The following is a 25,537-nucleotide window of genomic DNA, read 5'->3' as shown; positions in this document are numbered from 1 at the left end:
TGCAGGCTCAGCCGCTTACCTCGCCGTCCCCACCGGCCTTCCCGCCCAGCGCTCGCACTGCTGCCGCACCAACTCATTCAGCAGCTGTTCCTTCTCCACGACCCCGCGCGCCCACGTCGCGTCGTTGCCCTGCCAGCGCATCTCCTCGCGGACATAACGCAGCGCCGGCTCCGCCTTGAGCGCGACCGCGTGCGGCTCCAGCGCATGCAGCGTCACATTCAGGTCCTCGCGCAGGCTGCGGTGCTCGCCGCTCTTCGGATCGACGAAGGTCCCGTCCAGTCCGAACCGGCACGCCTGGAACCGGTTGAACGTGTAGGGCAGGTAGTCGTCCTCGTGCAGCTCGAACGGCTTGTCGTGCGAGATCCACCGCGCCAGGCACTGGATCAGCGCCGCCAGCGCCGACGCCTTCTCGATCGTCAGCGGCGTGTCGAGCACCCGCACCTCGATCGTGCCGTACTCGGGCTTGGGGCGGATGTCCCAGTAGAAGTCCTTCATGCTCTTCACGACGCCCGTGTGGGTCATCTTCTCGAAGAACACCAGGAAGTCGTCCCAGGTCAGCACGAAGGGCGCGCGCCCCGACAGCGGGAACGCGAACACCGAGTTCAGCCGCGCAGAGTGGAAGCCGGTGTCATTCCCCTGCACGTACGGCGACGACGCCGACAGCGCGATCAGATGCGGGATGAAGCGAGACAGTCCGTGCAGCAGCCGCAGCGCCTGGTCCGGGCCCTCGCAGCCGATGTGCACGTGCTGCCCGAACACCGTGAACTGCTTGCTCAGGTAGCCGTACAGCGACGAGATCTCCTGGAAGCGCGGCTTGTCGAAGATCCGTTGCTTGCTCCAGTGCTGGTACGGGTGTGTGCCGCCGCCGGACAGGCCGAGGTTGAGCCGGTCGGCGCTGCGCACCAGCGCGTCGCGCGTGACCGTCAGCTGCTCCAGCACCTGCTCGTAGTTCGTGCACACGTTGGTGCAGAGCTCGATCATGCTGTCCGTGATCTCGGGCGTCACGTCACCCGGCACGGTCTCGCCCTTCATCACCCGCAACAGATCCTTCGAACCCGGCATCAGGTCGTAGTCGTGGCGATTGACGATCTGGAGTTCGAGCTCGACCCCCATTGTCAGGGGCTTCGAGATTGCAAATGGTTCGAGGCTCATCGCTTCGCAGCCTCCTTGACTACAGGCGTTTCAGGGTGATGCTCGCCGGCGAGGCGCAAGCCCCATTGCACGGCGATCGGGCCGACCAGCTCCATCAGGGCGATCGTCGACAGGATGACGGGTGCGAGCAGGGTCGCAATCTGTGGATGGTGCAACTGCACCTCGCTGAACAGGACCAGCATCGTGCCCGACACCGGACTCAGGCACACCGCCAGCGCGATGCCCTGGCGGGCGTCGATGCCGCTCAGGCGCGCCATGCTGGTCAGGGCCAGCGCCTTGGCCACCAGGCGCAGCAGCAGCAGCGCCAGCGCCAGCACCGCGCCCATCGCCAGCGCCTGCAGCGTCCACGCGGAACCCACCGCGACGAACAGCATCAGCACCAGCACCCCGCCCGCCGTGCCGAAGTGGCGCGGCCAGACCCACGGCCGTTCGGTCGTGTTGCGCAGGATCATGCCGGCCAGCAGCGGCACCAGCAGCGTCGACAGGTTCAGCACCCGCGCCACGCTCAGCGCCACCAGCACCAGGCCGAGCAGCATCAGCACCGAGTTCTCGTTGCGCAGGTCGAGCCGGCGCATCAGGTTGGCGGTGAGCCGCGCCAGCAGCGCGGCGACGATGATCGAACCGACGAAGGCATACAGCGGCTGCGCGACGGCTTCCAGCCAGTCGCCCTTCTGGTCCAGCGCGAGCCAGCCCAACAGCAGCTTGTGCGCCAGCACGCCGTAGATCGTGTTCAGCGAGGTCAACGCGAGCATGCGCTCGCTCACCTGACCGGCGGCGCGCAGCTCCGCGCCGACTCTGCCGACCACCGCGGCACTGGACGCCATCGTCAGGACCGCGCAACTGAACGACACCAGCGGACTCACGCCCAGCAGCGTCAGCCCGAAGCCGACGACGACGAAGGACGCGAGCGCCTCTGCCGCGCTGGCGCCCAGCAGTGCCTTGTTGTTGCGCAGCCAGCGCAGGTTCACGCGCGAGCCCATCTCGAACAGCAGCAGCGCCAGCGCCAGATCGACGACGAGCCGCAGCCGCGCGTCCAGCGCGCCGTTGGCGAAGATGCCGTGGCCGAGCGCCGCCAGCACCATGCCGACGACGCTGTAGCCGACGACGCGGGGCAGGCCCAGGCGGCGGTTCACGAATTCGCCGAGCACGCCGGCGGCCACCATGGTCAGCGAGGCCCAGAACAGCCAGTCGGGCCGAGGCGGCCAACTGCTGAACTGCAGGAAGTTCGCAAAGTCGTTCATCAAAACGAAGGTTCTCCTCGATTCGTGGACGGCGGCCAGCTCCGGATGTCCGGAGGGCCGGGGGACAGCCCCCGATCATCGGGCCAATCCGGTCGCCATGGCGGCGATCCAGGACAGGCGCTGGCAGCCTTTACTTGTCGGCTTTACCGATTGCCGGTCATCGGCCATCGGGTGGGAGCGTCAATTGCCGTCTCCGCGCCGGTCTCGTCGCACGTGGGGCAATCGGCGGACCGGGAGGTGATCCGGACGGGCCGTGCCGCAGGGGTCAGGACTTGCCGGCGTCGATCCCCCGCGAGGGTGCGGATCGGGGATCGGGAATCAAAGGGCCGGCGGCGAAGAGCGCACGACCGTCAGGTCGCCGCTCGTCAGCCAGTCTGCCATCGATTCGCGCGAGTGCTGGCGCAATGCGCCCTCGAGGTCGGGGACATCGTCCCGCGGCGGTACGCCGATGACGCCCTCCCACCCGTTGCGCCCGCGGCGCTTGACCGCGTACAGGGCCTCGTCGGCGAGCGCGATCGTCGCGGCCCAGTCCAGCGCGCGCGGGAACGCCGGTGCGAGCGGGAAGGCCGCGAAACCCACCGAGCAGGTCACGTCCACGGTCCGGCCTTCGCCGAGATCGAACGGCGCGCCGCTGACCTGCAGGCGCGCTCTTTCGGCGAGTTCGGCCGCATGCGCCCGCGACGTGTCGCGCGCGACGATGAGGAACTCCTCGCCGCCCCAGCGAACCAGATAGTCCGCCTCGCGGAACACCGCAGTGAGCCGCTCGCGCATCTGCTGCAGCACCGCGTCGCCGGCCGCGTGGCCGAGGCGGTCGTTCAGCGCCTTGAAGTGGTCGAGGTCGAGCAGGAAGAAGATCAGGTCGCCGTCGTCCGGCGGCGTCACGCCGTCGCTGTGCGCCTGCTCATGACGGCGCACCGCGAGCGCCACGTCCGCGTCGATGTGCTGCGTCAGGAAGCGGCGGTTGCGCAGACCGGTCAGCGGGTCGGACAGGCTGGATTCCTCCAGCGCCACCGTCTTCGCCTGCAGATCGAGCGAGAGCCGTTCGAGCTCCGCCGTCCGTGCCCTCACCTTGATCTCCAGCGCCATCTGCGAACGCCGCAGGTACGAGGTCCGCAGCGCCACCAGCAGGTAGACCAGCGCGATCAGGGTCGCGCCGCCGAGCGTGCGCGCCCACCAGGTCTGCCACCAGTCCGGCAGCACGCGCACGGGGATGTCGAGTTCCAGCGGGCTCCACACGCCGTTGCGGTTGGTGCCGCGCACACGCAGGCGGTACTTGCCCGGATCGAGGTTGGTGTAGACCGCCACGCGCAGGTCGGCGCCGGTGCTGATCCACTCCGGATCGAAGCCCTCCAGCTGGTAGGCGTAGCGGTTGCGTTCGGGCTCGCTGAAGTCGAGCGCGGCGAACTCGACGCTGAAGCTGCGGTTGTCGGCGCCGATGGTCAGGCCGTTCTCCGGCAGCTTGCCGGCGGCCAGGCGCTGGCCATCCACGCGCAACTCGGTCGTGACCAGCGCGGGCTGATAGGCCCAGGCCTCGAAGCGTTCGGGCGTCACCACCAGCACGCCCTTGCTGCCGCCGAACAGCAGACGTCCGTCGCGCGTCTTCATATAGGCGCGGAACCAGCCGGTGCCGATGTCGACGCCGTCGGCGTTGGTCAGCTCGTAGTAGTTGTCCTTGGCCGGGTCGTAGACGAAGTTCTGCGACCAGATGCGGCCCTCGCCGTCCTCGAGCAGGTTGGCGCCGAAGGCGCGGCCGAGCACGCCGTGCTTCTCGCTGATGCGGTCGAACTCGGCATCGCGGCCGTCCCAGCGCGTGAGCAGGTGCAGCCCCGCCGCGGTGTCCACCCACAGGCGCTGCTTCGAATCGACCAGCAGGCCGACGATGGAGTGGTGGCTCAGGTCGCGGCCCGGCCGGGCGCGCGCGACGATCAGTTCCTTGCCGCCCGGAGCGATCCGGTACAGGCCCTTCTCGGTGCCAACCCACAGGCCGCCGTCCTCGGTCTCGGACAACGCGTTCACGTCGCCGGTCAGCGGCTGGCCGCCTTCCTGCCGGAGCCGGATCGGTGTCGTCAGTCCGGCCTGAGCGCCGTGTGCGCCTTGAGCGCTTTGAGCGCTTTGAGCGGCCTGCGCCGACGAACCCGGTGGCAAGCGGAAGAGCCCGTCCTGCGTGCCGATCCACAGCGTGCCGTCGCGGCCGGCGAGCAGCCGTCGCGCGCGGCCCGTGCCGGCCTGGATGACGCGCAGCAGCTGCCGGTCACGCGTGTACTGGTGCAGGCCGCCGTCGCTGCCGAGCCAGATCGTCCCGTCCTTCATCTGGACGAGGCTGGAGATGCGTCCGCCCGACAAGCCGCCGCGCTGACCCGGCGCGGGGCGCAGCGTCGCGATCGAGCGCAGTTGCTCGTCGAGCACGGTCACGCCGCTCTCGTTGCTGCCGAGCCAGATCTCGCCGCTGTCGAGCTGCACCATCGCGCGCGTGCTCGGGTCGATCAACTGGGCCTGCTTGCCCGGATCGCGGCCGCGCACCCAGGTGCTGGTGTTCGACGGGTTGTGACGCTGAAGGCCACCCCCGTATCCGCCGGTCCAGATCCAGCCGGCGCGATCGCGCATCAGCGCGCGGACCTCGTTGCCGCCGAGGCTGCCGCGGTTGAGCGGATCGTGCTTCATGGTCCGCAGCAGCTCGCCGCTGGCGACGGCGCGCAGCTCCAGCCCGCCGTTGCGGCCCAGCCAGAGGTGGCGATCGTCCAGCGCGACGAAGGTGTTGACCGAGCCGTTCACCGCTTCCTCGGCGCGCTCGAGCAGCGTGCCCTCACCGGTCTTCGGATCGACGAGGGCGAGGTCGCCCTGCTGCGTGCCGGCCCAGACCCGGCCGTCGGGCGCGAGGAACAGGCTCAGCACGATCTTGTTGGCGAGGCCCGGCTTGCCCGGCGTCGAGAACACCGGCTCGAAGCGGTCTGAGCCGGCGCGCTTGCGCGCCAGGCCCTTCCAGGTGCCGACCCACAACGAGCCCTCGCCATCGACGACCAGCGACTGGACGCGGTCGTCGGGCAGGCCGCCTTGCGCGCGGTCGGCCTGGCGGAAATGCTGGAAGCGGCCCTCGACCGGGTCGTAGCGGTCGAGCCCGTGACCGATCGTGCCGATCCAGAGCTGGCCATCGCGATCCTCGGCCAGCGCGCGGATCGTGCCGGCGGAGACCGCGCTGCGCGGCAGCTGCGGATTGGCGTCGGAACGGAACAGCGACAGCTTCTCGCTCTGCGGGTCGTAGGCGGCCAGGCCGTCGGCCTCGGTGCCGATCCACAGGCGGCCGTCGCGCGCGACCAGCAAGGCGCGGATGAAACCCAGGCTGCGCGCCGAGCGCACGCCGTTCTCGATCGGAGCGCCGGGCTGGCGGAAGTTGTAGCCGTCGAAGCGCACCAGGCCGGCGCCGGTGCCGATCCACAGGAAGCCGGTGCGGTCCTGCGCGATCGCCGAGATGATGTTCAGCGGCACCGGGGCGTCGATGCCGACGGTCTCGAAACGCGGCTCGGCGAGGAGCGACACCTCGGGCGGCGCGGGACGGTCCGCGCGCGCCTCGTCCGGGAATGCGGCGGCAACGCCCGGCGTGAGCGCCATGGCCGAAGCCAGGACGAGCACGACGGCGGCGCACAGACTCGACAGCAGGGGAAGGGCACGTCGTCGCAACATCGCGCGGGATGCTAGCTGGCCGCCCTGCAGGATTGCGGCACCGGCGCGACAACCCCGCCCCGTCAATGAGGGGCTTGGCGGGCGGTCTGCGGACAAACCCCGAGGCCGGGGCGAAGGATGGTGCAGGCGGCGACAGCCTGCGTGAGGCCAGGCGCGGGCACTCCACGACGCGGGGGGCATCGCCTCCGCGAACCCCCCGCATCATTCCGGCCCCACAGGCACTCGCTGCCCGCGGGGCAGAGGCCTGCTCCGCGACTACTTGGCGAGGGGCAGGGTGATCGCGTCGATGCGCGCGAGGATCTCGGGCGTCAGCTTCGGCGTGACGGCCAGCGCGCCCAGGTTGTCCTGCAGCTGCGAGAGCTTGCTCGCGCCAAGGATCACCGTCGACACGCGCGGGTTGCGATTGATCCAGGCGATGGCCAGTTGCGCCAGCGTGCAGCCCAGTTCGTCGGCGATCTTGCCCAGCTCGGCCACCGCGGCGTTGCGCTGCGGTTCCTGCAACTGCTCGCGCAGCCAGGACATGCTCTCCAGCGCGCCGCGGCTGCCCTCGGGGATGCCGTTGCGGTACTTGCCGGTCAGCAGGCCGGAGGCCAGCGGGCTCCACGTCGTCAGGCCCAGGCCGATATCCTCGTAGAGGCGGGCGTACTCCTTCTCCACGCGCTGGCGGTGGAACAGGTGGTACTGCGGCTGCTCCATCACCGGCTTGTGCAGGTGATGGCGCTCGGCGATCTCCCAGGCGGCGCGGATCTCGTCGGCGCTCCACTCGCTGGTGCCCCAGTACAGCGCCTTGCCCTGCGTGATCATGTCGCTCATCGCGCGCACGGTCTCCTCGATCGGCGTGTGCGGGTCGGGACGGTGGCAGTAGACGAGGTCGATCTCGTCCAGCCCGAAGCGCTTGAGCGAGCCGTCGATGGCCTGCATCAGGTACTTGCGGTTCAGCGTGTCCTTGTAGTTGATCGTGGTGCCCGACTTGTCGATTCCCCAGTAGAACTTCGTCGAGACGACGTAGGTGTGGCGGCCCCAGCCCAGCTGCCTGAAGACCTGGCCCATGATCTCCTCGCTCTTGCCGAGCGCGTAGGCCTCGGCGTTGTCGAAGAAGTTGATGCCGGCGTCGCGGGCCGCGGCCATCAGCTCGACGGCCGAGCCGGTATCGACCTGGTTGTGATACGTCACCCAGGAGCCCAGGGACAGTTCGGATACCTGCAGGCCGCTGCGGCCGAGTCGACGGTATTGCATGCGTCTTTTCTCCTCTTAGAGGCGCGCAAGGTTAGCGGAGCCCGGCGCGGCTGTCAGAGGGCATGTCGAATGCCCCGTTCCCGTGGGGACGTCCCTGTCATCGCCCCGCTGTCGCCCTGCCGTCGCCCTGCCGTCGGGTTGTCGTCGTCATGTCACCGTGAACACGAACACTGCGCCGCGCACATGCGACTGCATGTGCTTCATCCTCATCACGCCAGCCTCCGCTCGCCCGACCATGACCAAGAAGCCCCTGCTGAACCTGCTCAAGAACGACGAGCCTGCCTCGTCCTCCGAGACCATCGATCACACCCGGCGCCATCTGGTGCGTGGCGCGCTGGCGGCCGGCGCATTGGCCGGCCTGCCGCTGGCCGGCTGCGGCGGCGACGACGGCGATGCGCCGCAGGTCGCGGTGGTCTTCAGCCACGGCGTGGCCAGCGGCGATCCGCTGAGCGACCGCGTGATCCTCTGGACCCGCGTGCTGGCGCAGGACAGCGCCGACGCGCGCGACGTCCCCGTGAGCTGGGAAGTCGCGAGCGATGCCGCCTTCGCATCCATCGTGGCCAAGGGCGACGCGACCGCGCGCGCCTCGAACGATTTCTGCGTGAAGGTCGACGCCACCGGCCTGCAGGCCGGCGTGCGCTACTGGTATCGCTTCAAGGCCTACGCGGCGACCTCGACCGTCGGTCGCGCGAAGACCTTGCCGACCGCCAACGTGGCGCAGGTGCGGCTGGCGGTGTTCTCGTGCTCGAACTACCCGACCGGCTACTTCAACGTCTACGCCGAGGCGGCCAAGCGCGCCGAGACCGACAGCTACGACGTCGCCGTCCACCTGGGCGACTACATCTACGAGTACGGGCCCGGCGGATACGGGAGCGGCGGCGCCCAGGCGCTGGGCCGCGTGGTCGAGCCGCAGAAGGAGATCGTCGCGCTGGCCGACTACCGCCGCCGCTACGCGCAGTACCGCGCCGACGCCGATCTTCAGAAGCTGCATGCCGCGCTGCCGATGATCGCCGTCTGGGACGACCACGAGGTCGCGAACGATGCCTGGAAGAACGGCGCCGAGAACCACCAGCCGGCCACCGAGGGCGACTTCGCCGCGCGCCGCGCCGCCGCCGTGCAGGCCTGGCACGAATGGCTGCCGGTGCGCGACGGCGGCGATCCGCTGACCACGTACCGCAGCTTCAACTTCGGCGCGCTGATGTCGCTGCACATGCTGGACACGCGGGTGCTCGCGCGCGACAAACAGCTCGACTACGCCGACTACATCACCGCGTCCGGCCTGGACAGCGTGAAGTTCCAGACCGACATGGCCCGCACCGACCGCACGCTGATGGGCGCGACGCAGAGCCAGTGGCTGCAGGCGCAGATGCAGGCCTCGACGGCGACCTGGCAGGTGCTCGGCCAGCAGGTGCTGATGGGACGGATGAACATCCCCGCGCCGATCCTGTTCGAGGCCAACGCGCCGGGCACCGGCGTGTCGGTGTCGCAGTACGCGGCGATCGTCGCCAAGGCGCAGAGCAATCCGGCCGGCCTGACGTCGCAGGAGCAGGCGGTCCTCGCCGCGCCGAGCATTCCCTACAACCTCGACGCGTGGGACGGCTATCCGGTGGCGCGCGAAAGCTTGCTCGGCACCGTGCGCCAACTGGACAAGAACTTCGTCGTGCTGGCGGGCGACACGCACAACGCCTGGGCGAACGATCTGCTCGACGGCGCGAACCGCCAGATCGGCGTCGAGTTCGCGACCTCGTCGGTCACCTCGCCGGGCTTCGAGGAATACCTGTCCAAGGAGAACCCGCAGCAGCTCGCCGGTGCGCTCACGCAGCTGATCGGGCCGCTGGTCTACGCGGACACCTCGCGCCGCGGCTACATGACCGTGACCGCGACGGCGACCGAGTGCCGCTGCGACTGGATCTTCGTCAGCACGATCCTGAGCCGCGACTACACGGCGACGGTGGCCCAATCGCTGCGCACGCTGCCCGGCGCGAGTGGGCGCAAGCTGGTCGCGGTCTGAGGCGTGCGGGGGAGGGCGGCGATATAGTGATCCGCAACCGGTCGCCTGACGCGACCGGAGCAGTTTCACGGGTCGATGCCATGCCCCAGCCTTCAGACTCCGCCGCTCAGGACGGCGCCGCCTCCGCGGCCGCCGATGCCTTCGATGCCTCCTTCGACGGCAACGCGCCGCCGCTGCGCCTTGCGGTGATCGGCGCGGGCCCGGCGGGCCTGGCGCTGGCGTTGCTCGCCGCGCGTTACCTGCCGCAGGCGCAGGTCAGCCTCTTCGACGCCCGGCCGCTGGAGCGCGACGTCTCCGGCGATCCGCGCACCATCGCGCTGTCGCTGGGCAGCGTGCAGCTGCTGCAGCGCCTGCGCGTGTGGCCCGCGGCGCAGGCACAGGCGATCCGCGAGGTCCACGTGAGCCAGGCGCCGCCGACGCTCTCCAGTCCCTGGTTCGGACCGTCGGGCGAGCCGGAGGTGCACATCTCCGCCGCCGAGCAGTCGGTGCCGCAGCTCGGCGCGGTGCTGGCCTACGGGCAACTGGTGGCACCGCTGCAGGCCGCCTGGCAGCAGGCCAGCGCGCTGGAGCCCAAGCGCCTGATCAGCCGTTTCGGCCAGGCGGTGGACGGCATCAAGCAGGACCGTCCCGATGAGGTCGAGATCGACGCCGGCATCGCCGAGCGCTTCGACCTGGCGGTGGTCGCCGAGGGCGGCGTGTTCTCCGACCAGGCCCGCAAGGCGCTGGCGCACGACTACCAGCAGAACGCCTGGGTGGGCACGGTGACGCTGTCGCCGGACAGTCCGGCGGGCGTCGCCTACGAGCGATTCACGCGACGCGGCCCGCTGGCGCTGCTGCCGCTGCCGGACCGCGAGGGCCAACGTCGCGCCGCGCTGATCTGGTGCCAGCCGCAGGACGAGGACGAGGTTGCCGGCCTGACCGACGCGCAGCGGCTGACGGTGATCCAGCAGCAGCTGCCGGACCGCGTGGGCCGTCTGCACGGCATCGGTCCGCTGAAGTGTTTCCCGCTGGGCCTGAACGCCGAACGCACCCTGGTCGAGGGCCGCCGCATCCGCATCGGCAACGCGGCGCAGACGCTGCACCCGGTGGCGGGCCAGGGGCTGAACCTGGGCCTGCGCGACGCCTTCGCGCTGGTCGAGGCGCTGCGGCGCGATCCGCGCATCGACACGGCGCTGCGGCGCGTCGAATGGCAGCGCGCGCCGGACCGCTGGGCGACGATCCTCACGACCGACTTTCTGGCCCGGACCTTTGCCTGGCGCTGGCCGGGCCTGCCGGCGGCGCGCGGCCTGGGTCTCGCCGCGCTGCAGGCCCTGCCGCCGCTCAAGCGCGCGCTGGCCGGGCAGATGATGTTCGGCCGCCGCTGAGCCTGCGCATCGAGCCGTTCCGCCGAGCCATCCCGACGATCCTTCCATCGAGCCGCCGCCGACCGCGCCCCTTCCCATGAGCAGTCCCCCGGGCGCGGCGAGTGCCGCCGCCTCCCTCCACGACTACGCCGAACCCGGCACCACCGCCTACCGCCGCATCGCGTTCGCGCTCTTCCTGGCGGGCTTCACGACCTTCTCGCTGCTCTACAGCGTGCAGCCGCTGCTGCCGCTGTTCGCCGCGGAGTTCCACGTCGGCGCGGCGGCGAGCGCCTTGTCGCTGTCGCTGGCCACGGGTGCGCTGGCCTTCGCGATCCTGTGCGCCGGCGCGCTGTCCGAGAGCATGGACCGCAAGCGGCTGATGTTCGCGTCGATGGCGATGGCCGCGGTGCTGAACCTGATCGCCTCGGTGGTGCCGAGCTGGCACGCGATGCTGGTCGCGCGGGCGATCGAGGGCCTGGTGCTCGGCGGCGTGCCGGCGGTGGCGATGGCCTACCTGGCCGAAGAGATCCACCCCAAGGGCCTGGGCCGCGCGATGGGCCAGTACGTCGGCGGGACGGCCTTCGGCGGCATGATGGGCCGGGTCGGCGTGAGCGTGCTGAGCGACGCCTTCGGCTGGCGGCCGGCGCTCTTCGTCGTCAGCGTGCTCGGGCTGGCGGCGGCGATCGGATTCTGGTTCCTGCTGCCGCCGTCGAAGCACTTCGTGCGACGCACCGGCGTGAAGCTGTCGGAGCACGTGGCCGCGTGGCGCGGCCACCTGACGCATCCGATGCTGCCGCTGCTGTTCGCGATGGGCTTCCTGATGATGGGCATGTTCGTCGCGGTCTACAACTACGCCGGCTTCCGGCTGATGCGCGCGCCGTTCTCGCTCAGCCAGAGCGCGATCGGATTGATCTTCTGCGCCTACCTGTTCGGCATCGCCGCGTCGGCGACGGCGGGCGGCCTGTCCGACCGCTTCGGGCGCGCCCCGGCGCTGCTGTCGGGCATCGCGCTGGCGACGACCGGCGTGCTGCTGACGCTGACGACCTGGCTGCCGGCGGTGATCGTGGGCATCGTGCTGCTGACGATCGGTTTCTTCGTCGCGCACTCGGTGAGCAGCGCCTGGGTCGGCGCGCTCGGTGGACGCAGCAAGGGGCATGCGGCGTCGCTGTACCTGCTGGCGTACTACATCGGCTCCAGCACGCTCGGCGCGATGGGCGGATGGTTCTGGGACCACAGCGGATGGGGCGCGCTGGTGGGGTACGCGCTGGCGGTGCTGGCCGTCGCCGCGCTCGCCGCCAGCAGCTTGCGTCGCCGGGCGAAGCAAGCTGCCGTCTGACGCGTGGATCAGCCGAAGGTGCCCGCGCCCGAGCCGGCGCCGGTCTGGAATTCAGCCGCCGCGCCGGACTCGTTGTGGTCCCGGATCGCGTCCCAGGCCAGGTCCAGCAGTTTCCCGCCGCCCCAGCCCCGGAGGAAACCGATGACGCAGACCTGGCCGAGGAGGCCGCCGCTGACCTGATCCATCAGGCCCAGGTCCAGTTCTTGGATGTCATTCATGTCGTCGCTCACTTCCTTCAATGGAGTCAAGAACGGTCCGCGGATCGAGTCCCGCGGACCGGATGGCGTGAGTAGCGACCGTGCCATGGGGCTGCATGACACCTCCGAGCGAGTGGCCAGGCCCCATGCGAAGTCGGTCGTGCACGCGAGCCGCGTGCACCTGCCTGGTGTTTGCTGTCGACACGTCCAGCTACCTGACACGACGCTGAACACCCCGATCGGGGTTTTCGATTACGTAGTCGCCTGCGTGCATTTGGACACGCTTGATGCACCATGCGCCGAGAAGGCTGACGCCGGGCGTCCGGCTGCTGTTTCGCCGCGCTCCAGGGTTGGCATTCCGACCCCTCATGGACCAAGACCATTCGGAGACAAACATGAAGTTCAGCGCGCGTTGGATCACCGCTACCGCACTGGCCGCCGCCAGCTTCGCCGCCCTCGCGGCCGACCCGATCAAGATCGGCGTCTCGGGTCCCTTCACCGGCGGCTCGTCGTCGATGGGCGTCAGCATGCGCGACGGTGTGCGATTGGCAGCCCAGGAAATCAACAAGAACGGCGGGGTCTTGGGTCGCCAGATCCAGCTCATCGAACGCGATGACGAAGCCAAGAACGAACGCGGCGTCCAGATCGCCCAGGAGCTGATCAACCGCGAGAAGGTCGCCGCCACCGTCGGCTTCATCAACACCGGCGTGGCCCTGGCCGCGCAGCGCTTCTACCAGGACGCCAAGATCCCGGTGATGAACAACGTGGCCACCGGCTCCGTGATCACGCAGCAGTTCAAGGACGCGCCGGACAACTACGTCTTCCGCAACGCCGCCCACGACAGCATCCAGGCGCCGATGATCGTGGAAGAAGCTGTCACCCGCCGCGGCTTCAAGAAGGTCGCCATCCTGGCCGACTCGACCAACTACGGCCAGCTCGGCCGCGCCGACCTGGAGAAGGCGCTGGAGCTCAAGGGCATCAAGCCGGTCGCCGTCGAGAAGTTCAACATCAAGGACGTCGACATGACGGCCCAGCTGCTCAAGGCCAAGGAAGCCGGCGCCGAGGCCATCCTGACCTACGGCATCGGCCCCGAGCTGGCGCAGATCGCCAACGGCATGACCAAGCTCGGCTGGAAGGTGCCGATGGTCGGCAGCTGGACGCTGTCGATGGCCAACTACATCGACAACGCCGGCCCCGGCGGCGAAGGCGCGCGCATGCCGCAGACCTTCATCCAGGAACCGACGACGCCCAAGCGCCAGGCCTTCATCGTCAACTACCTGAAGACGTTCAACCCGAAGAACAGCCGCATCGACTCGCCGGTGTCGGCGGCGCAGGGCTATGACTCGATCTACCTGCTGGCCGCCGCGATCAAGCAGGCCGGCGGCACCGACGGTCCCAAGGTCAAGGCCGCGCTGGAAGACCTGAAGGCGCCGGTGGAAGGCGTCGTGACGACCTACAACAAGCCGTTCACGAAGACCGACCACGAGGCCATCACCGCCAACATCCCGGTGTTCGGCGAAGTGAAGGGCCAGCGCGTCGTCTACGCCTACGAGGCCGACTTCAAGGCCGCCTCCGAGATCAAGGTCAAGGACGTGAACGCCAAGGGCGCGCTGACCCAGAAGAAGTGACCCACTGGAACGGCCGCCTCGCGCGGCCGTTTTTCCGGGCGCCGTCCTCGCGGCGGCGCCTCCGATTTCCCAGCAGTTCCGGACTCCGTATGCAGATCCTGACCCAACTGGTGTTCAGCGGCATCGCGCTCGGCATGATCTACGCGGTCATCGCCTTCGGCTACCAGCTGACCTTCTCGACTTCCGACACCCTCAACTTCGGCCAGGGCGACGCGCTGATGCTCGGCGCGCTGGTCGGGCTGACGCTCGTCGGCCACGGCGTCAATTACTGGCTCATGATCCCGATCGTGTGCCTGTTCGGCGCGCTGCAGGGCGCCTTCGTCGAGCGCATCGGCGTGCGGCCCGCCATCAAGATCAAGTCGGAGTTCGGCTGGATCATGTCCACCATCGCGCTGGGCATCATCTTCAAGAACGTGGCCGAGAACGTCTGGGGCCGCGACGACCTGAAGTTCCCCTCGCCGCTGCCGGAGGCGCCGATCAAGTTCCTCGGCGCCAACGTGCTGCCGATGGAGATCCTGGTCGTGGGCGGCGCGCTGGCGCTGATGCTGGCCGTCGAGCTCTTCAACCGGCGCTCGATCTACGGCCGCGCCGTCGTCGCGACCTTCAACGACCGTGACGCCGCCAAGCTGATGGGCATCAACACGGGGCTGGTGATCACCTTCTCGTATGCGCTGTCGTCGCTGACCGCCGCCTTCGCCGGCGTGCTGATCGCGCCGCTGACGCTGACCGGCGCCACGATGGGTGCGGTGCTCGGCCTGAAGGCCTTCGCCGTGGCCATCATCGGCGGGCTGACCTCGGGCATGGGCATCATCGTCGGCGGGATCATCCTGGGCATCGCCGAGACGACGACGGGCTTCTACCTCTCCACCGGCTACAAGGACGTGCCGGGCCTCGTGCTGCTGCTGATCGTGCTGGCGTTCAAGCCGGCCGGCCTGTTCGGCAAGACCGCGATCAAGAAGGTCTGAGCCTCATGAGTGCCACTGCCAAGATCAATCCGAAGAAGTTCATCGCGGGCGCGATCGCGCTTGTCGCGCTGCTCGCGTTCCCGCTGGTGTCCGGCAACCCGTACTACATCCACCTGGTCGAGACGATCCTGATCTACGCGATCGTGCTGTTCGGGCTCGACATCGTCGTGGGCTACACCGGGCAGGTGTCGCTGGGCCACGCGGGGCTGTTCGGCGTCGGCGCCTACACGGCCGGCGTGCTGGTCATGAAGTTCGGGCTGCCGATCTACCTGACGCTGCCGGCGGCGATCGCGGTGACGGCGGGCTTCGGCGCGCTGCTGGCGCTGCCCGCGCTGCGCGTGACCGGTCCCTACCTGGCGATGGTGACGCTGGCCTTCGGCACCATCATCCAGATCCTCATCAACGAGATGGACTTCCTGACGAACGGGCCGATGGGCATCACGCTCACCAAGCCCAAGCTGATGGACCACACGATGACGGAGGACGAGTACTACTGGCTCGTCGTGGTGATGCTGATCGCGTCGCTGGTGTTCGTGCATCGCGTGCTGCGCTCGCACCTCGGACGCGCGTTCGAGGCGCTGCGCGGCAGCCCGGTGGCGTCGGACTGCATGGGCGTCTCGGTCTACCGCTACAAGGTCTACGCGTTCGTGATCAGCGCCGGTCTCGCCGGCCTGGCCGGCGCGCTGTACGCCTATTCCGAGCAGTACATCTCGCCCAACACCTACAACTTCGAGCTGACGGTCTTCTTCCTGCTGGCCATCATCATGGGCGGCCGCAAGACCCGCACCGGCGCGCTGCTGGGCGCGGCGATCATCGTGGTGCTGCCCAAGCTGCTCGACGACCTGGAGCTGTTCCGCTACGTGTCGGTGATCTTCGCGATCGTCGTGGCGGCGGTGACGGCCGTGGCGTGGCGCCGCGGCAAGGTCAGCGGCGTGCAGGCGGCGATCCCCGTGGTGGGCAGCATCGCGCTGGCGGCGTTGTCCTTCGTGCTGCAGACGATGACCGACTGGCGGCTGTCGATCTTCGGGCTGATCACGCTGTTCGTCGTGTACTACCTGCAGGACGGCATCGTCGGCTTCGTGCGCAACGCGCTGCACCTCAAGGCCAAGCCGGTGGGCGAGGGCGGTCCGGTGGCGGAGAAGCCGTCCGATGCGATCTCCCAGGCCACGGGCGCCGGCGCGGGCGACGAGGTCCTGATCGACGCGCGCGGCGTGCTGATGCAGTTCGGCGGCCTGAAGGCGCTGAACAACGTCGACCTGCAGGTGCGGCGCGGCACGATCCACGGCCTGATCGGGCCGAACGGGTCGGGCAAGAGCACGATGATGAACGTGCTGACCGGCATCTACGTGCCGACGGCGGGCGAACTGAAGTTCGTCGACCGCTCGCTGGTGGGGCGGACCTCGGCGGACATCGCGCTGTCGGGCATCGCGCGGACCTTCCAGAACGTGCAGCTGTTCGGCGAGATGAGCGCGCTGCACAACGTGATGGTGGCGCTGCATCACAGCTTCGGCAGCAACCTGGTGCAGGTGGCGCTGCATTCGCCGCGCTACAACGCCGAGGACGCGAAGGCCCGCGCGCGGGCGCTGAGCCTGCTGGACTTCGTCGGCCTGGCCGACCTGGCGCTCGAGGAAGCGCGCAACCTGCCCTACGGCAAGCAGCGGCTGCTGGAGATCGCGCGGGCGCTGGCGCTGGACCCGCGCCTGCTGCTGCTGGACGAGCCGGCGGCGGGGCTGACCGCGCCGGACATCAAGGAGCTGATGCGCATCATCGGCAAGATCCGCGACCACGGCATCACGGTGATCCTGATCGAGCACCACATGGACGTGGTGATGGGCATCTGCGACGTGGTCTCGGTGTTGGACTTCGGCCAGAAGATCGCCGAGGGCAAGCCGGCGCAGGTGCAGGCCGATCCGAAGGTGATCGAGGCTTACCTCGGCGGCCAGGCGGCTTGAGCGCGGAATGCAACGGAACGAACTGACATGCTGAAGATCGATCAACTGCATGCCGGCTACGGCAAGGTCGAGGTGCTGCACGGCATCTCGGTGGAAGTGCCCAAGGGCAAGGTGGTGACGCTGATCGGCTCGAACGGGGCCGGCAAGACGACGACGATGCGCGCGGTGTCGGGAATGATCGCGCCGAGCGCCGGCCAGATCACGCTCAACGGCAAGCGCATCGACGGGCTGGAGTCGTATCACATCGCCCGGCTGGGGCTGGCGCATTCGCCGGAAGGGCGCCGCGTCTTCGCGACGATGAGCGTCACCGACAACCTGCGGCTGGGCGCGTTCCCGCGCTACACCGGCGCGCGGCCCAAGGGCGACGTGGAGGCCGACCTCGAGAAGGCGATGGAGCTCTTCCCGCGCCTGAAGGAGCGGCGGCAGCAGCTCGCGGGCACGCTGTCCGGCGGCGAGCAGCAGATGCTCGCGATGGCGCGGGCGACGATGCTGAATCCGGAGGTCGTGCTGCTGGACGAGCCGTCGATGGGCCTGGCGCCCATCCTGGTGGACGAGGTGTTCCGCATCATCGCGCGGCTGAAGTCGGAGGGCGTGACGATGCTGCTGGTGGAGCAGTTCGCCGCGGCGGCGCTGGCGGTGGCGGACTACGGCTACGTGCTGGAGAACGGTCGCATCTCGCTGCACGGGCCCGCGGAGAAGCTGCGCACCGATCCGGCGGTGAAGGCGGCGTATCTGGGCGGCGGGCACTGACGGGCGGACCACCGTTCGTATCAGCGTCGACACGAACGGTCTCGAACGTGTCGGCGGCTCGGCGAGCCGGCCAAACCGGCGATACGTCGCACCGCTTCAATGGGGGGCACCGCGCGGCCGTCGCCGCGACGGTCCCCGCCCTTGTTGGAGCGACCGATGCCGACCCTCTCCCTGCCTGACCGCCCGCGCCGCAATCTCGTGATCGTGCGTGCGGGTGATTGCTCGCTGCATCCGCAGTGGGTGGCCGCACCGCGGCGCAACTTCGATCTGCTGGTGTCGTACTACGGCGCGATCGACGGCCTGCATGCCGACACCTGCGACCTGTACGAGCGCCGCCGCGGACCGAAGTGGCCGTGCCTGGGCGAGCTGCTGGACCAGCAGCCGCAGCTGGCCGAACACTACGACGCGGTCTGGCTCCCCGACGACGACCTGGCGGTGGACACGGCGACGATCTCCCGCATGTTCGATCTCTTCCATGCGCACGGGCTGGCGCTGGCGCAGCCGGCGCTGACGCGCGACTCGTACTTCACCTTCGACACGCTGCTGCGGCAGGACGGCTTCCTGCTGCGCCACATGGGCTCCATCGAGGTGATGGCGCCGATCTTCTCTCGCGACTCGCTGCTGCGCTGCCAGCCCTCCTTCCACCGCAGCCGGATCGGCTGGGGGCTGGACTTCGTCTGGCCGGGCCTGATCGACAACGCGGACCGACGCCGCATCGCGGTGCTGGACGCGACGCCGGTGTGGCACACACGACCGGTGCGGGGCGGCGATCTCTACAAGAACCATCCAGACGCGGATCCGAAGGAGGACGAACGCCGTGTGCTGGCGACCTACGGTCGGGAGGCGTCGCGCTTCTTCGCGAAGTACCAGTTCTTCGGCGGCGTGCGCGAGGTGCGACCGCCGCTGGGACAGCGCCTTGCGCTGGCGCTGCGCGGGCTGAACGCGAAGCGGCGCTGGGCGCGCCGGCGCCGGCAGTTGCTCGAGCGCGGCATCGTGACGACGGAAGGCGGCGAGAAGACGGGGACGGTGTGAATCCGGCAGCGCCCTACTTGAAGCAGTAGGAATCGCGCGCACGTCGACCGCGAATGCGCAGGTGTCGTCGGCGCCTCGACTGCATAGAGTGACTGCATCGCCCAACCGGGCTTCCAGCAGTCGAGGTGCATGCATGACGACAGAATCCCATCGCGAGCCGGACCGCCCGCCCGTGGAAGCGTGGCAGGCGCAAGGCCTCTATCCGTTCTCCGGCGATCCCGCAACGACTGTTGAGGTGATCGAGCGTCAGCTCTTCGATGAAGCGGCCTGGCACTTGTCTCGCTTCCATCCGGTGTTCCCGACCCTCACGCCCGAGGCCGTGGCGCTGCAGTTCCGGCTGTTGCGGCAGGCGGTCGAATGCGGTCCGGAAGAGCTGCAGCTCCTGCTGACCGAGGTACTCAACCTGCCCGCTGAGGAGCGGCAGATGATGGCGGAGCTCCTCAAGGATGTGTCGTTGTCGTCGGTGATCCGCGAATCGCATGTGGTCGCGCAGCGGCTGCAGTTGCTCGACGGACTCGAGACGCTCCTCTTTGACACGCAGCTCCAGCCGCACGTGAAGGAGCGCGGCGAATTGCATCCCATCGTCGCGCGCAATCCGTGGCTCTTCGGGGACGAATTCGCTCTCTCCGTCGACAACCGGTCGCTCACGGAGGTGCTGCGCAAGCACCAGAAGATGCTGGGAAGCGAGATCCAGATCGACAAGCCGCTCGAAGGCCCGAAACAGAAGCTGGCCATCATCGACCTCATGTTCTCCCGCGCGACGCGTCGCCATCAGCCGTCGACGCTGGAGCATCTGGTGGTGGAACTCAAGGCGCCGCGGGTCAGGATCTCCGAGGACGAGATCGATCAGATCAACCGCTACGCCAAGCGCGTGTCACGCGATGAGCGCTTCCGCGGCGTCGAGGTCAAATGGTCGTTCTGGCTGGTGGGCCGGGAACTCGCGAGGGGCGCGCGCGAGCACGCGGAGTTGGAGCGGGAAGTGCATCTTCCGTACAACTTTTCGGTCCGCGTGACGACGTGGGCGGAGGTGATCGACGAGAACCGCGCACGTCTCCAGTTCCTGCAAGAAACCCTCGACTACAAGGCCAGCCGGCAGACGGGATTGAAGCACCTTCAGCGGCGTTATCCCGACTGCCTGGGCGAAGTGGTCCAGCGCGCGCGTGAACCGCAGGGACTCTATGCGCGCGGGAGGTGAGCCTGTGCGAAGGGGCAGCATCGCCGCCGCCTTCGCTCACGCCATCAGACAAACATGCCGCCCGACGCCTCCACGCGCTGCGCGGTGATCCAGCCGTTGTCGTCCGACAGCAGCGAGGCCACGACCGGGCCGATGTCGTCCGGCAGGCCGGCGCGGCCGAGCGCCGTGACCGAGGCGATGAAGCCGTTCACCTCCTTGTTGTCGCGCACCGCGCCGCCGCCGAAGTCGGTCTCGATCGCGCCGGGCGCCAGCGTGTTCACGCGGATGCCGCGGGCACCGAACTCCTTGGCCATGTAGCGGGTCATCACCTCGACGCCGCCCTTCATCGTCGCGTACGCGCCGTAGCCGGGAATCGTGAATCGCGCCAGGCCGCTGGACACGTTCAGCACGCTGCCGCCGTCGTTGATCAGCGGCAGCAGCGCCTGCGTCAGGAAGAACGGGCCCTTCAGGTGCACGCGCATCAGTTCGTCGAACTGGTCTTCGGTCGTGTCCGCCATCGGCGTGTGGACGCCCATGCCGGCGTTGTTGACCAGGTGGTCGAAACGATCGCGCTGCCAGTGCTGCTTCAGGGTCTGCTTCAGCGCCTCGGCGAAGGCCGGGAAGGCGCCGCTGTCGCCGACGTCCAGCTGCAGCGCCGCCGCGCGTCCGCCGAGCGCGCGGATCTCGTCGACCACGGCCTGCGCTTCGCCCTGCTGGCTGCGGTAGGTCACGATGCTGTCGATGCCGCGGCGGGCCAGATGGACGGCCGCATTGCGGCCCAGGCCGCGGCTGCCGCCGGTGATCAGCGCGATCTTGGTGTTGGAGGAAGTGGTCATGGTGAGCTCCTGTTCGGACGGGTTGATCGGATGCAGGAACTTTATTGATCGACGAATGGCGTATAAATCACCTAAGTCTGATTTGACCGTTCGTCCAAGGTGAACAAATGAGCGACGCCAACGTCCTTTCCTCACCGATCTCCGCGGCGCCTGCAGCGACTGCGCCCGCTCCTCCCACGGCGCCGGGCGCCACGCCAGGCGCAGCGCTGGCCTCGCCGCCGCCGTCCCTGGACACGCTCCAGGTCTTCGTCCGCGTGGCGGAGCTGGCCAGCTTCACGCAGGCGGCGCAGAGCCTCGGCCTGCCGAAGGCGAGCGCCTCGACGGCGGTCCAGCGGCTGGAAGCCAGCCTGGGTACGCGGCTGTTCCACCGCACGACGCGGCGCGTGCAGCTGACGCAGGACGGCCAGGCCTGCTACGAGCGCTGCAAAGACCTGCTGGCCGATCTCGACGACATGCAGACGATGTTCCAGCCGGCGGCCAGCGGGCTGCGCGGCCGGCTGCGGGTCGACATGCCGATGCGGGTGGCGCATGACATCGTCGTGCCGCGCCTGCCGGAGTTCCTCGCGGCGCATCCCGGCTTGGAGTTGGAGCTCAGCAGCACGGACCGGCGCGTGGACCTCGTGCGCGAGGGCTTCGACTGCGTGCTGCGGGTGGGACCGCTGAGCGACTCGAGCCTCGTCGCGCGACCGCTTGGCGGGATGGAGATGGCCAACCTGGCCAGCGCCGAGTACCTCGCCGCCTTCGGCGTTCCGCAGTCGTTGGAGGATCTCGCGCACCATCGGCTCGTCCAGTACGCCACGACGCTCGGTCAACGCTGCCCGGGCTTCGAGTGGTGCGACGCGTCCGGCGCGACGCGCTTCGAGCCCATGGCAGGGGCGCTCACGGTGAGCGATTCCGGCTCGTACACGGCGGCCTGTCTCGCGGGTCTCGGCATCACGCAGGTGCCGCGCCATGGCTTCGAAACGGAGGTGCTGGATGGCCGGCTGGTCGAGGTGCTTCCGCAGTTCCGGCCCGCGCCGATGCCGGTCCACCTGATCTATGCGCACCGCCGGCAGTTGCCCCGGCGCGTCCAGGCCTTCATGCAATGGCTGGCCGACCTGATGGTCCCGCGCCTGTTGCCGCTATCCTCTGCGTCTCCGGCCCCGACGGCCTGAACCGCTGATCACCTTGCGTTCCGACGACCCCCTCTTGGACCCGCACACCGCCCCTTCCCAGCAAGCCCGCGCCGCGCTGCAGGCCGGTGACGCCGTCGCCGCGCAGGCGCCCGGCGAGGAGTGGCTGCTGCTGGCGCTGGAGGAGGGGGACGACGCGCAGCGCGCGCAGGCGCTGCTGCACCTGGCGCGTTGCGACCGCGTGCTGCACCGGCCCGGTGACGCACGGGAGCGGAGCGAGCTGGCGGCACGGCTGTTCCGGCAGCAGGGCGACGCGATCGGCGAGGCCGGCGCGCTGTCGGTGCTCGCGCACAGCGCGTCGACGGCGGGGCATCACGAGGAAGCGATCGAGGCGGCGCTGCTCGGCCTGCGGCTGGCGCAATCGCGCGGTGACGGCGCGGCGCTGGTGGTGGCGTTGCAGGACCTCGGCGCCTGCCACGTGTGGGCGCGCAATTTCGACAAGGCGGCCGAAGTGCTGCGACAGGCCGCCGACGCGGCCAACGCGTGCAAGCCCCGGCTCAGTCCGCTGATCGCCTGCCTGTGGCTCGCGCTGGGGTCACTCCTTGCCTACGCCGGCGAGCGCGAGCAGCGCGGCCAGTTGCCGCCGCTGGGGCCGCTCGAGGGCCACCTCATCAACGCGCGGCATCTGCTGTCCGAAGGCGATGCCGAGACGCACTGCTGGTGGACGTTGATGCAGACGATGGCGCAGATCTGGAAGGGCGCCACGGCCTACGCGCAGCCGGAGCTGCAGCAGACGCTGGCGCAACTGCCGGAGCAGGAGCGCCACTGGCTCGTCGCCTTGGCGGGCTGGGTGCAGGCGGAGCTCGCGTGGGCGCGACGGCTGTGGCCGCAGGCGCGGCGCGCGGCGGCGCAGACGGTGACGGCGGCGGACGCCGTGCAGCATGAGCCGCTGGCGCAGCTCGGCGAGCTGATCGCCAGCCAGATCGAGGAACAGCAAGGGCAGCCGCAACGCGCGCTGCAGCGGATGCGCGCGCTGCGCGAGCGCGAGGCGCGCGTGCGGATCGCGAGCCTCGCGAGCCGCGAGGCGACGGTGCAATGGCAGCTCGACGCGCGCCGCAGCGAGCGCGACCGCGCGCAACTCGCCGACGAGGCGTTGCGGCTGGAGAAGCTGTCGATGGAGGATCCGCTGACGGAGCTGGCGAATCGCCGCAGCTTCGAGGATCACGCGCGGGCGCAGCTCGCGGGCGGCGGCGTGGTGAGCCTGGCGCTGATCGACGTCGACCATTTCAAGCAGGTCAACGACCGGCACTCGCACCTGGTCGGCGACCAGGTGCTGAGCCAGATCGCGCGGCTGATGCGGCAGCACGTGCGGGAGCACGACGTCGCCGCACGCCTGGCCGGCGACGAGTTCGTGCTGCTGCTGCGCGGCGCGACCGAGGAGATCGCGCAGCAGGCCTGCCGGCGGCTCGACGAGGCGGTGCGCAAGCACGACTGGAGCACGGTGTCCGAGGGCCTGCAGGTCAGCATCAGCATCGGCGCCGCGCAGCGCCAGGAGGGCGACACGCTGGAGACGCTGATGGCGCGCAGCGACGCCGCGATGTACGCCGCCAAGCGCGAGCGCAAGAGTGCCGCGATGACGGGGACTTGGCTGACCGATGAGAGCGAAGGCGAGGGCGATTCGCCGGATTGATCGCCGCTATCCTTGGCGCCTCTTCGCGTTCACAGCATCCTCCCTCGAGCGGGCGATCAAGCCGCTTTGCCGCATGCATTTGATTGAAGGGGAACGACATGGCGCTCGCCCTGCCATCCGGCTTCGAGATCGCGAAGTTCAGCGATCTCGATTACGAAGGAATGACCGTGGAGGTCCGGTACCGCGGCGTGCCGGTCGCACAGTTGAATCGCGAACACGGGAAGGACTGTCAGGAGGTGGAAATCCCGACTCGTTTCTCACCAGAGGATGAACGCTTCCGCTTCCCGCTGAAGGACTTCATCGAGGCGTTGGAAGCAGCACGGGAGTTGCTCGCGACGCTCGAATAGAGACTGCAGGGCAACGGCGACAGAGTTCGCGGGGAGCCGAAAGGGCCTCAGTGCCCCTGCTCCCTTGCCCGCTTGAGCAGCAGCTCCCGCTCGCGCTCATTGCCGGTCATCGCGGCGGCGCGTTCGAATTCCTCTTTGGCCTCCGCATTGCGGCCGAGCTTGGACAGCAGGTCCGCGCGCACGCTGGGCAGCCAGTGGTACTGCTTCAGCGCGGGCTCTTCCATCAGGCGGTCGACGATCTCCAGACCGACCGCGGGCCCGAAAGCCATCGACAGCGCCACCGCGCGATTCAGCTCCACCACCGGCGACGGCTGCCGCACCGCGAGCGCCTCGTAGAGCGCCGCGATGCGTGGCCACTCGGTGTCTTCGGCGCGACGTGCCCGCGCGTGGCAGGCCGCGATCGCCGCCTGCAGCGCGTAGGGTCCCAGGCCTTGCCCATCGTCCAGCTCGGCGGCCAGGCGGTCGGCCGCTTCCAGCGCCGTCAGGCCACGTTCGATAGCCGCCGCATCCCATGTCGACCGGTCCTGCTCCAGCAGCAGCACCGGCTGCCCCTGCGCATCGACACGCGCCGCGGCGCGTGAGGATTGCAGCTCCATCAGCGCGAGCAGGCCGTGCACCTCGCTCTCCCTCGGTGCGAGCTTCACCAGCATGCGCGCCAGCCGCAGCGCCTCGTCGCACAGGTCCTGGCGGATCCAGCGCTCGCCGCTGGTGGCCGCGTAGCCCTCGTTGAAGATCAGGTAGAGCACCTCCAGCACGGCGGCCAGCCGCTCGGTCAGCGCCTCGCCGCGCGGCAGCTCGAACGGCACGTTCGCCTCACCCAGCGTGCGCTTCGCGCGGACCAGCCGCTGCGCCACCGTCGGCTCCGACTGCAGATACGCGCGGGCGATCTCGCCTGTCGTCAGGCCGGCCACCATCTTCAGCGTCAACGCGACGCGCGCTTCCAGGCTCAGCACCGGATGGCAGGCGCAGAACATCAGTCGCAGCACGTCGTCGCCGATCTCGCGCGCCGCGCGGTCGTCGTCCAGGCGCTCGACGAAGTCCGGCACGATCATCGCCTCGCGCGCGTCGAGTTCATGGCCGAGCTGCTCCAGCTTGTCGCCGCTCAGCTTCACGTGGCGCAGCCGGTCCAGCGCGCGGTGCTTGGCCGTCGTCATCAACCACGCGGCGGGCTTGTCCGGCAGGCCCTGCCTCGGCCAGGTCTCCAGCGCGGCGACCAGCGCGTCCTGCGCCAGTTCCTCCGCCAGCGGGACGTCGCGCGTCAGCCGCGACAGGGCACCGATGATCTTGGCGGACTCCTGCCGCCAGACGGTCGTGATCGCGCGATGGGTCTCGTCGGTCATGCGCGCGATGGTACGCGCGCGCGCTCAGCCTCAGGCGCCGGGGAACTGCGTGATGTCCATGTACATCAGCTCCCAGATGTGCCCGTCCGGGTCCGCATACGCCTGCGAGTACATGAAGCCCATGTCCTGCGGCTCGCGCGGCACGGTGCCGCCGGCGGCCAGGGCCTTGGCGATCAGCTCGTCGACCTGCGCCTTGCTCTCGCAGGACAGGCAGGTCAGCACCTCGGTCGTCGCATGCGCGTCCGCGATCCTGCGCGGCGTGAAGGTCTGGAAGAACTCCTCCACCAGCAGCATCGCGTAGATGTCGTCCGAGATGATCATCGACAAGGCCTGCTCGTTGGAGAACTGCGGATTGAACTCGTAGCCCATCGCGCCGTAGAAGCGCTTGCTGCGCTCGACGTCCTTGACGGGCAGGTTCACGAAGATTTGCTTGTGGCGCATGGGGGAACTCCTCGATGGGTGTGAAGTCGTCGGGCCCGTGCGGGTGGATCGGTGGTCGCATCGTGCCCTCCTGATG

General features: G+C 69.2%; 20 protein-coding genes. 12 read left to right on the top strand and 8 right to left on the bottom strand.

Annotated features, from left to right (window positions below; translation table 11 throughout):
* Positions 1 to 15: 15 nt before the first annotated feature.
* The 4 genes from AC1VNM_RS20005 to AC1VNM_RS19990 all read right to left on the bottom strand — a co-directional run bounded on the left by AC1VNM_RS20005 (position 16) and on the right by AC1VNM_RS19990 (position 7,307).
* A complete protein-coding gene (locus AC1VNM_RS20005; RefSeq protein ID WP_377159497.1) occupies positions 16 to 1,152 on the bottom strand; it encodes a YbdK family carboxylate-amine ligase in 1,137 nt (378 codons plus the stop codon).
* Positions 1,149 to 2,393: a cation:proton antiporter gene (locus AC1VNM_RS20000; protein ID WP_377159499.1), complete on the bottom strand. Its 1,245-nt coding sequence runs from the start codon at positions 2,391 to 2,393 to the stop codon at positions 1,149 to 1,151. The genes AC1VNM_RS20005 and AC1VNM_RS20000 overlap by 4 nt, the downstream gene beginning before the upstream one ends.
* Before the next feature lie 318 nt (positions 2,394 to 2,711).
* Positions 2,712 to 6,071, bottom strand: a complete 3,360-nt coding sequence (locus tag AC1VNM_RS19995; protein WP_483108053.1) for a two-component regulator propeller domain-containing protein — start codon at positions 6,069 to 6,071, stop codon at positions 2,712 to 2,714.
* A gap of 255 nt (positions 6,072 to 6,326) precedes the next feature.
* Entirely contained in the window at positions 6,327 to 7,307 is a 981-nt protein-coding gene (locus AC1VNM_RS19990; RefSeq protein WP_483108052.1) for a potassium channel beta subunit family protein, read from the bottom strand.
* A gap of 235 nt (positions 7,308 to 7,542) precedes the next feature.
* Between AC1VNM_RS19990 and AC1VNM_RS19985 the strand changes: the two genes are divergently transcribed.
* The 3 genes from AC1VNM_RS19985 (at position 7,543) to AC1VNM_RS19975 (ending at position 11,997) form a co-directional block, all read left to right on the top strand.
* Positions 7,543 to 9,318, top strand: coding sequence for an alkaline phosphatase D family protein (locus AC1VNM_RS19985; RefSeq protein WP_483108051.1), 1,776 nt, complete (start codon positions 7,543 to 7,545; stop codon positions 9,316 to 9,318).
* Positions 9,319 to 9,398: 80 nt separating this feature from the next.
* The gene (locus tag AC1VNM_RS19980; protein WP_483108050.1) at positions 9,399 to 10,682 is read left to right on the top strand and encodes an FAD-dependent monooxygenase; all 1,284 of its coding nucleotides are present in this window, start codon (positions 9,399 to 9,401) and stop codon (positions 10,680 to 10,682) included.
* A 76-nt stretch (positions 10,683 to 10,758) separates the two neighbouring features.
* Positions 10,759 to 11,997 carry an MFS transporter gene (locus AC1VNM_RS19975; protein ID WP_483108049.1) on the top strand — a complete coding sequence of 413 codons (1,239 nt, stop codon included), beginning with the start codon at positions 10,759 to 10,761 and terminating at the stop codon, positions 11,995 to 11,997.
* 8 nt (positions 11,998 to 12,005) lie between these two features.
* On the opposite strand, the gene AC1VNM_RS19970 is transcribed toward AC1VNM_RS19975, so the two are convergent.
* Positions 12,006 to 12,215: a hypothetical protein gene (locus AC1VNM_RS19970; RefSeq protein ID WP_483108048.1), complete on the bottom strand. Its 210-nt coding sequence runs from the start codon at positions 12,213 to 12,215 to the stop codon at positions 12,006 to 12,008.
* 374 nt (positions 12,216 to 12,589) lie between these two features.
* Between AC1VNM_RS19970 and AC1VNM_RS19965 the strand changes: the two genes are divergently transcribed.
* The 6 genes from AC1VNM_RS19965 (at position 12,590) to AC1VNM_RS19940 (ending at position 19,716) form a co-directional block, all read left to right on the top strand.
* On the top strand, positions 12,590 to 13,822 hold the full coding sequence (locus AC1VNM_RS19965; RefSeq protein ID WP_377159514.1) for an ABC transporter substrate-binding protein: 1,233 nt from the start codon (positions 12,590 to 12,592) through the stop codon (positions 13,820 to 13,822).
* A gap of 89 nt (positions 13,823 to 13,911) precedes the next feature.
* Positions 13,912 to 14,787, top strand: a complete 876-nt coding sequence (locus AC1VNM_RS19960) for a branched-chain amino acid ABC transporter permease (protein WP_377159516.1) — start codon at positions 13,912 to 13,914, stop codon at positions 14,785 to 14,787.
* 5 nt (positions 14,788 to 14,792) lie between these two features.
* Complete coding sequence (locus AC1VNM_RS19955; RefSeq protein ID WP_377159518.1) at positions 14,793 to 16,739, top strand: branched-chain amino acid ABC transporter ATP-binding protein/permease; 1,947 nt, start codon at positions 14,793 to 14,795, stop codon at positions 16,737 to 16,739.
* 27 nt (positions 16,740 to 16,766) lie between these two features.
* A complete protein-coding gene (locus tag AC1VNM_RS19950) occupies positions 16,767 to 17,489 on the top strand; it encodes an ABC transporter ATP-binding protein (protein ID WP_297523854.1) in 723 nt (240 codons plus the stop codon).
* Positions 17,490 to 17,645: 156 nt separating this feature from the next.
* Positions 17,646 to 18,521: a DUF707 domain-containing protein gene (locus tag AC1VNM_RS19945; protein WP_483108047.1), complete on the top strand. Its 876-nt coding sequence runs from the start codon at positions 17,646 to 17,648 to the stop codon at positions 18,519 to 18,521.
* 319 nt (positions 18,522 to 18,840) lie between these two features.
* Positions 18,841 to 19,716: a histidine kinase gene (locus AC1VNM_RS19940; protein WP_483108046.1), complete on the top strand. Its 876-nt coding sequence runs from the start codon at positions 18,841 to 18,843 to the stop codon at positions 19,714 to 19,716.
* 44 nt (positions 19,717 to 19,760) lie between these two features.
* Here the strand turns inward: AC1VNM_RS19940 and AC1VNM_RS19935 are convergent, their stop codons facing one another.
* Positions 19,761 to 20,531 (bottom strand): SDR family NAD(P)-dependent oxidoreductase, encoded by a 771-nt coding sequence (locus AC1VNM_RS19935; protein ID WP_377159525.1) that lies wholly within the window; start codon positions 20,529 to 20,531, stop codon positions 19,761 to 19,763.
* Between the two features lie 107 nt (positions 20,532 to 20,638).
* On the opposite strand from AC1VNM_RS19935, the gene AC1VNM_RS19930 reads away from it, so the two are divergent.
* From AC1VNM_RS19930 to AC1VNM_RS19920, 3 genes are all read left to right on the top strand, one after another.
* A complete protein-coding gene (locus AC1VNM_RS19930; protein ID WP_483108045.1) occupies positions 20,639 to 21,685 on the top strand; it encodes a LysR family transcriptional regulator in 1,047 nt (348 codons plus the stop codon).
* Between the two features lie 34 nt (positions 21,686 to 21,719).
* On the top strand, positions 21,720 to 23,333 hold the full coding sequence (locus AC1VNM_RS19925) for a diguanylate cyclase (protein ID WP_483108044.1): 1,614 nt from the start codon (positions 21,720 to 21,722) through the stop codon (positions 23,331 to 23,333).
* A 98-nt stretch (positions 23,334 to 23,431) separates the two neighbouring features.
* Entirely contained in the window at positions 23,432 to 23,680 is a 249-nt protein-coding gene (locus AC1VNM_RS19920) for a hypothetical protein (protein WP_483108043.1), read from the top strand.
* Between the two features lie 47 nt (positions 23,681 to 23,727).
* On the opposite strand, the gene AC1VNM_RS19915 is transcribed toward AC1VNM_RS19920, so the two are convergent.
* On the bottom strand, positions 23,728 to 25,020 hold the full coding sequence (locus AC1VNM_RS19915) for an RNA polymerase sigma factor (protein WP_483108042.1): 1,293 nt from the start codon (positions 25,018 to 25,020) through the stop codon (positions 23,728 to 23,730).
* 30 nt (positions 25,021 to 25,050) lie between these two features.
* Positions 25,051 to 25,461, bottom strand: a complete 411-nt coding sequence (locus AC1VNM_RS19910) for a VOC family protein (RefSeq protein ID WP_483108041.1) — start codon at positions 25,459 to 25,461, stop codon at positions 25,051 to 25,053.
* Positions 25,462 to 25,537 lie beyond the last annotated feature (76 nt).

This window comes from Mitsuaria sp. MSU3D (genome assembly GCF_056867975.1).
The sequence above is the reverse complement of the archived record's forward strand: the minus strand, read 5'-3'. Positions and strand labels throughout refer to the sequence as shown.

Bases quoted from the DNA above. Each gene is read 5' to 3' on its own strand.
- AC1VNM_RS20005 (WP_377159497.1), bottom strand. From the start codon at position 1,152: ATGAGCCTCGAACCATTTGCAATCTCGAAGCCCCTGACAATGGGGGTC.
- AC1VNM_RS20000 (WP_377159499.1), bottom strand. From the start codon at position 2,393: ATGAACGACTTTGCGAACTTCCTGCAGTTCAGCAGTTGGCCGCCTCGG.
- AC1VNM_RS19995 (WP_483108053.1), bottom strand. From the start codon at position 6,071: ATGTTGCGACGACGTGCCCTTCCCCTGCTGTCGAGTCTGTGCGCCGCC.
- AC1VNM_RS19990 (WP_483108052.1), bottom strand. From the start codon at position 7,307: ATGCAATACCGTCGACTCGGCCGCAGCGGCCTGCAGGTATCCGAACTG.
- AC1VNM_RS19985 (WP_483108051.1), top strand. From the start codon at position 7,543: ATGACCAAGAAGCCCCTGCTGAACCTGCTCAAGAACGACGAGCCTGCC.
- AC1VNM_RS19980 (WP_483108050.1), top strand. From the start codon at position 9,399: ATGCCCCAGCCTTCAGACTCCGCCGCTCAGGACGGCGCCGCCTCCGCG.
- AC1VNM_RS19975 (WP_483108049.1), top strand. From the start codon at position 10,759: ATGAGCAGTCCCCCGGGCGCGGCGAGTGCCGCCGCCTCCCTCCACGAC.
- AC1VNM_RS19970 (WP_483108048.1), bottom strand. From the start codon at position 12,215: ATGAATGACATCCAAGAACTGGACCTGGGCCTGATGGATCAGGTCAGC.
- AC1VNM_RS19965 (WP_377159514.1), top strand. From the start codon at position 12,590: ATGAAGTTCAGCGCGCGTTGGATCACCGCTACCGCACTGGCCGCCGCC.
- AC1VNM_RS19960 (WP_377159516.1), top strand. From the start codon at position 13,912: ATGCAGATCCTGACCCAACTGGTGTTCAGCGGCATCGCGCTCGGCATG.
- AC1VNM_RS19955 (WP_377159518.1), top strand. From the start codon at position 14,793: ATGAGTGCCACTGCCAAGATCAATCCGAAGAAGTTCATCGCGGGCGCG.
- AC1VNM_RS19950 (WP_297523854.1), top strand. From the start codon at position 16,767: ATGCTGAAGATCGATCAACTGCATGCCGGCTACGGCAAGGTCGAGGTG.
- AC1VNM_RS19945 (WP_483108047.1), top strand. From the start codon at position 17,646: ATGCCGACCCTCTCCCTGCCTGACCGCCCGCGCCGCAATCTCGTGATC.
- AC1VNM_RS19935 (WP_377159525.1), bottom strand. From the start codon at position 20,531: ATGACCACTTCCTCCAACACCAAGATCGCGCTGATCACCGGCGGCAGC.
- AC1VNM_RS19930 (WP_483108045.1), top strand. From the start codon at position 20,639: ATGAGCGACGCCAACGTCCTTTCCTCACCGATCTCCGCGGCGCCTGCA.
- AC1VNM_RS19920 (WP_483108043.1), top strand. From the start codon at position 23,432: ATGGCGCTCGCCCTGCCATCCGGCTTCGAGATCGCGAAGTTCAGCGAT.
- AC1VNM_RS19915 (WP_483108042.1), bottom strand. From the start codon at position 25,020: ATGACCGACGAGACCCATCGCGCGATCACGACCGTCTGGCGGCAGGAG.
- AC1VNM_RS19910 (WP_483108041.1), bottom strand. From the start codon at position 25,461: ATGCGCCACAAGCAAATCTTCGTGAACCTGCCCGTCAAGGACGTCGAG.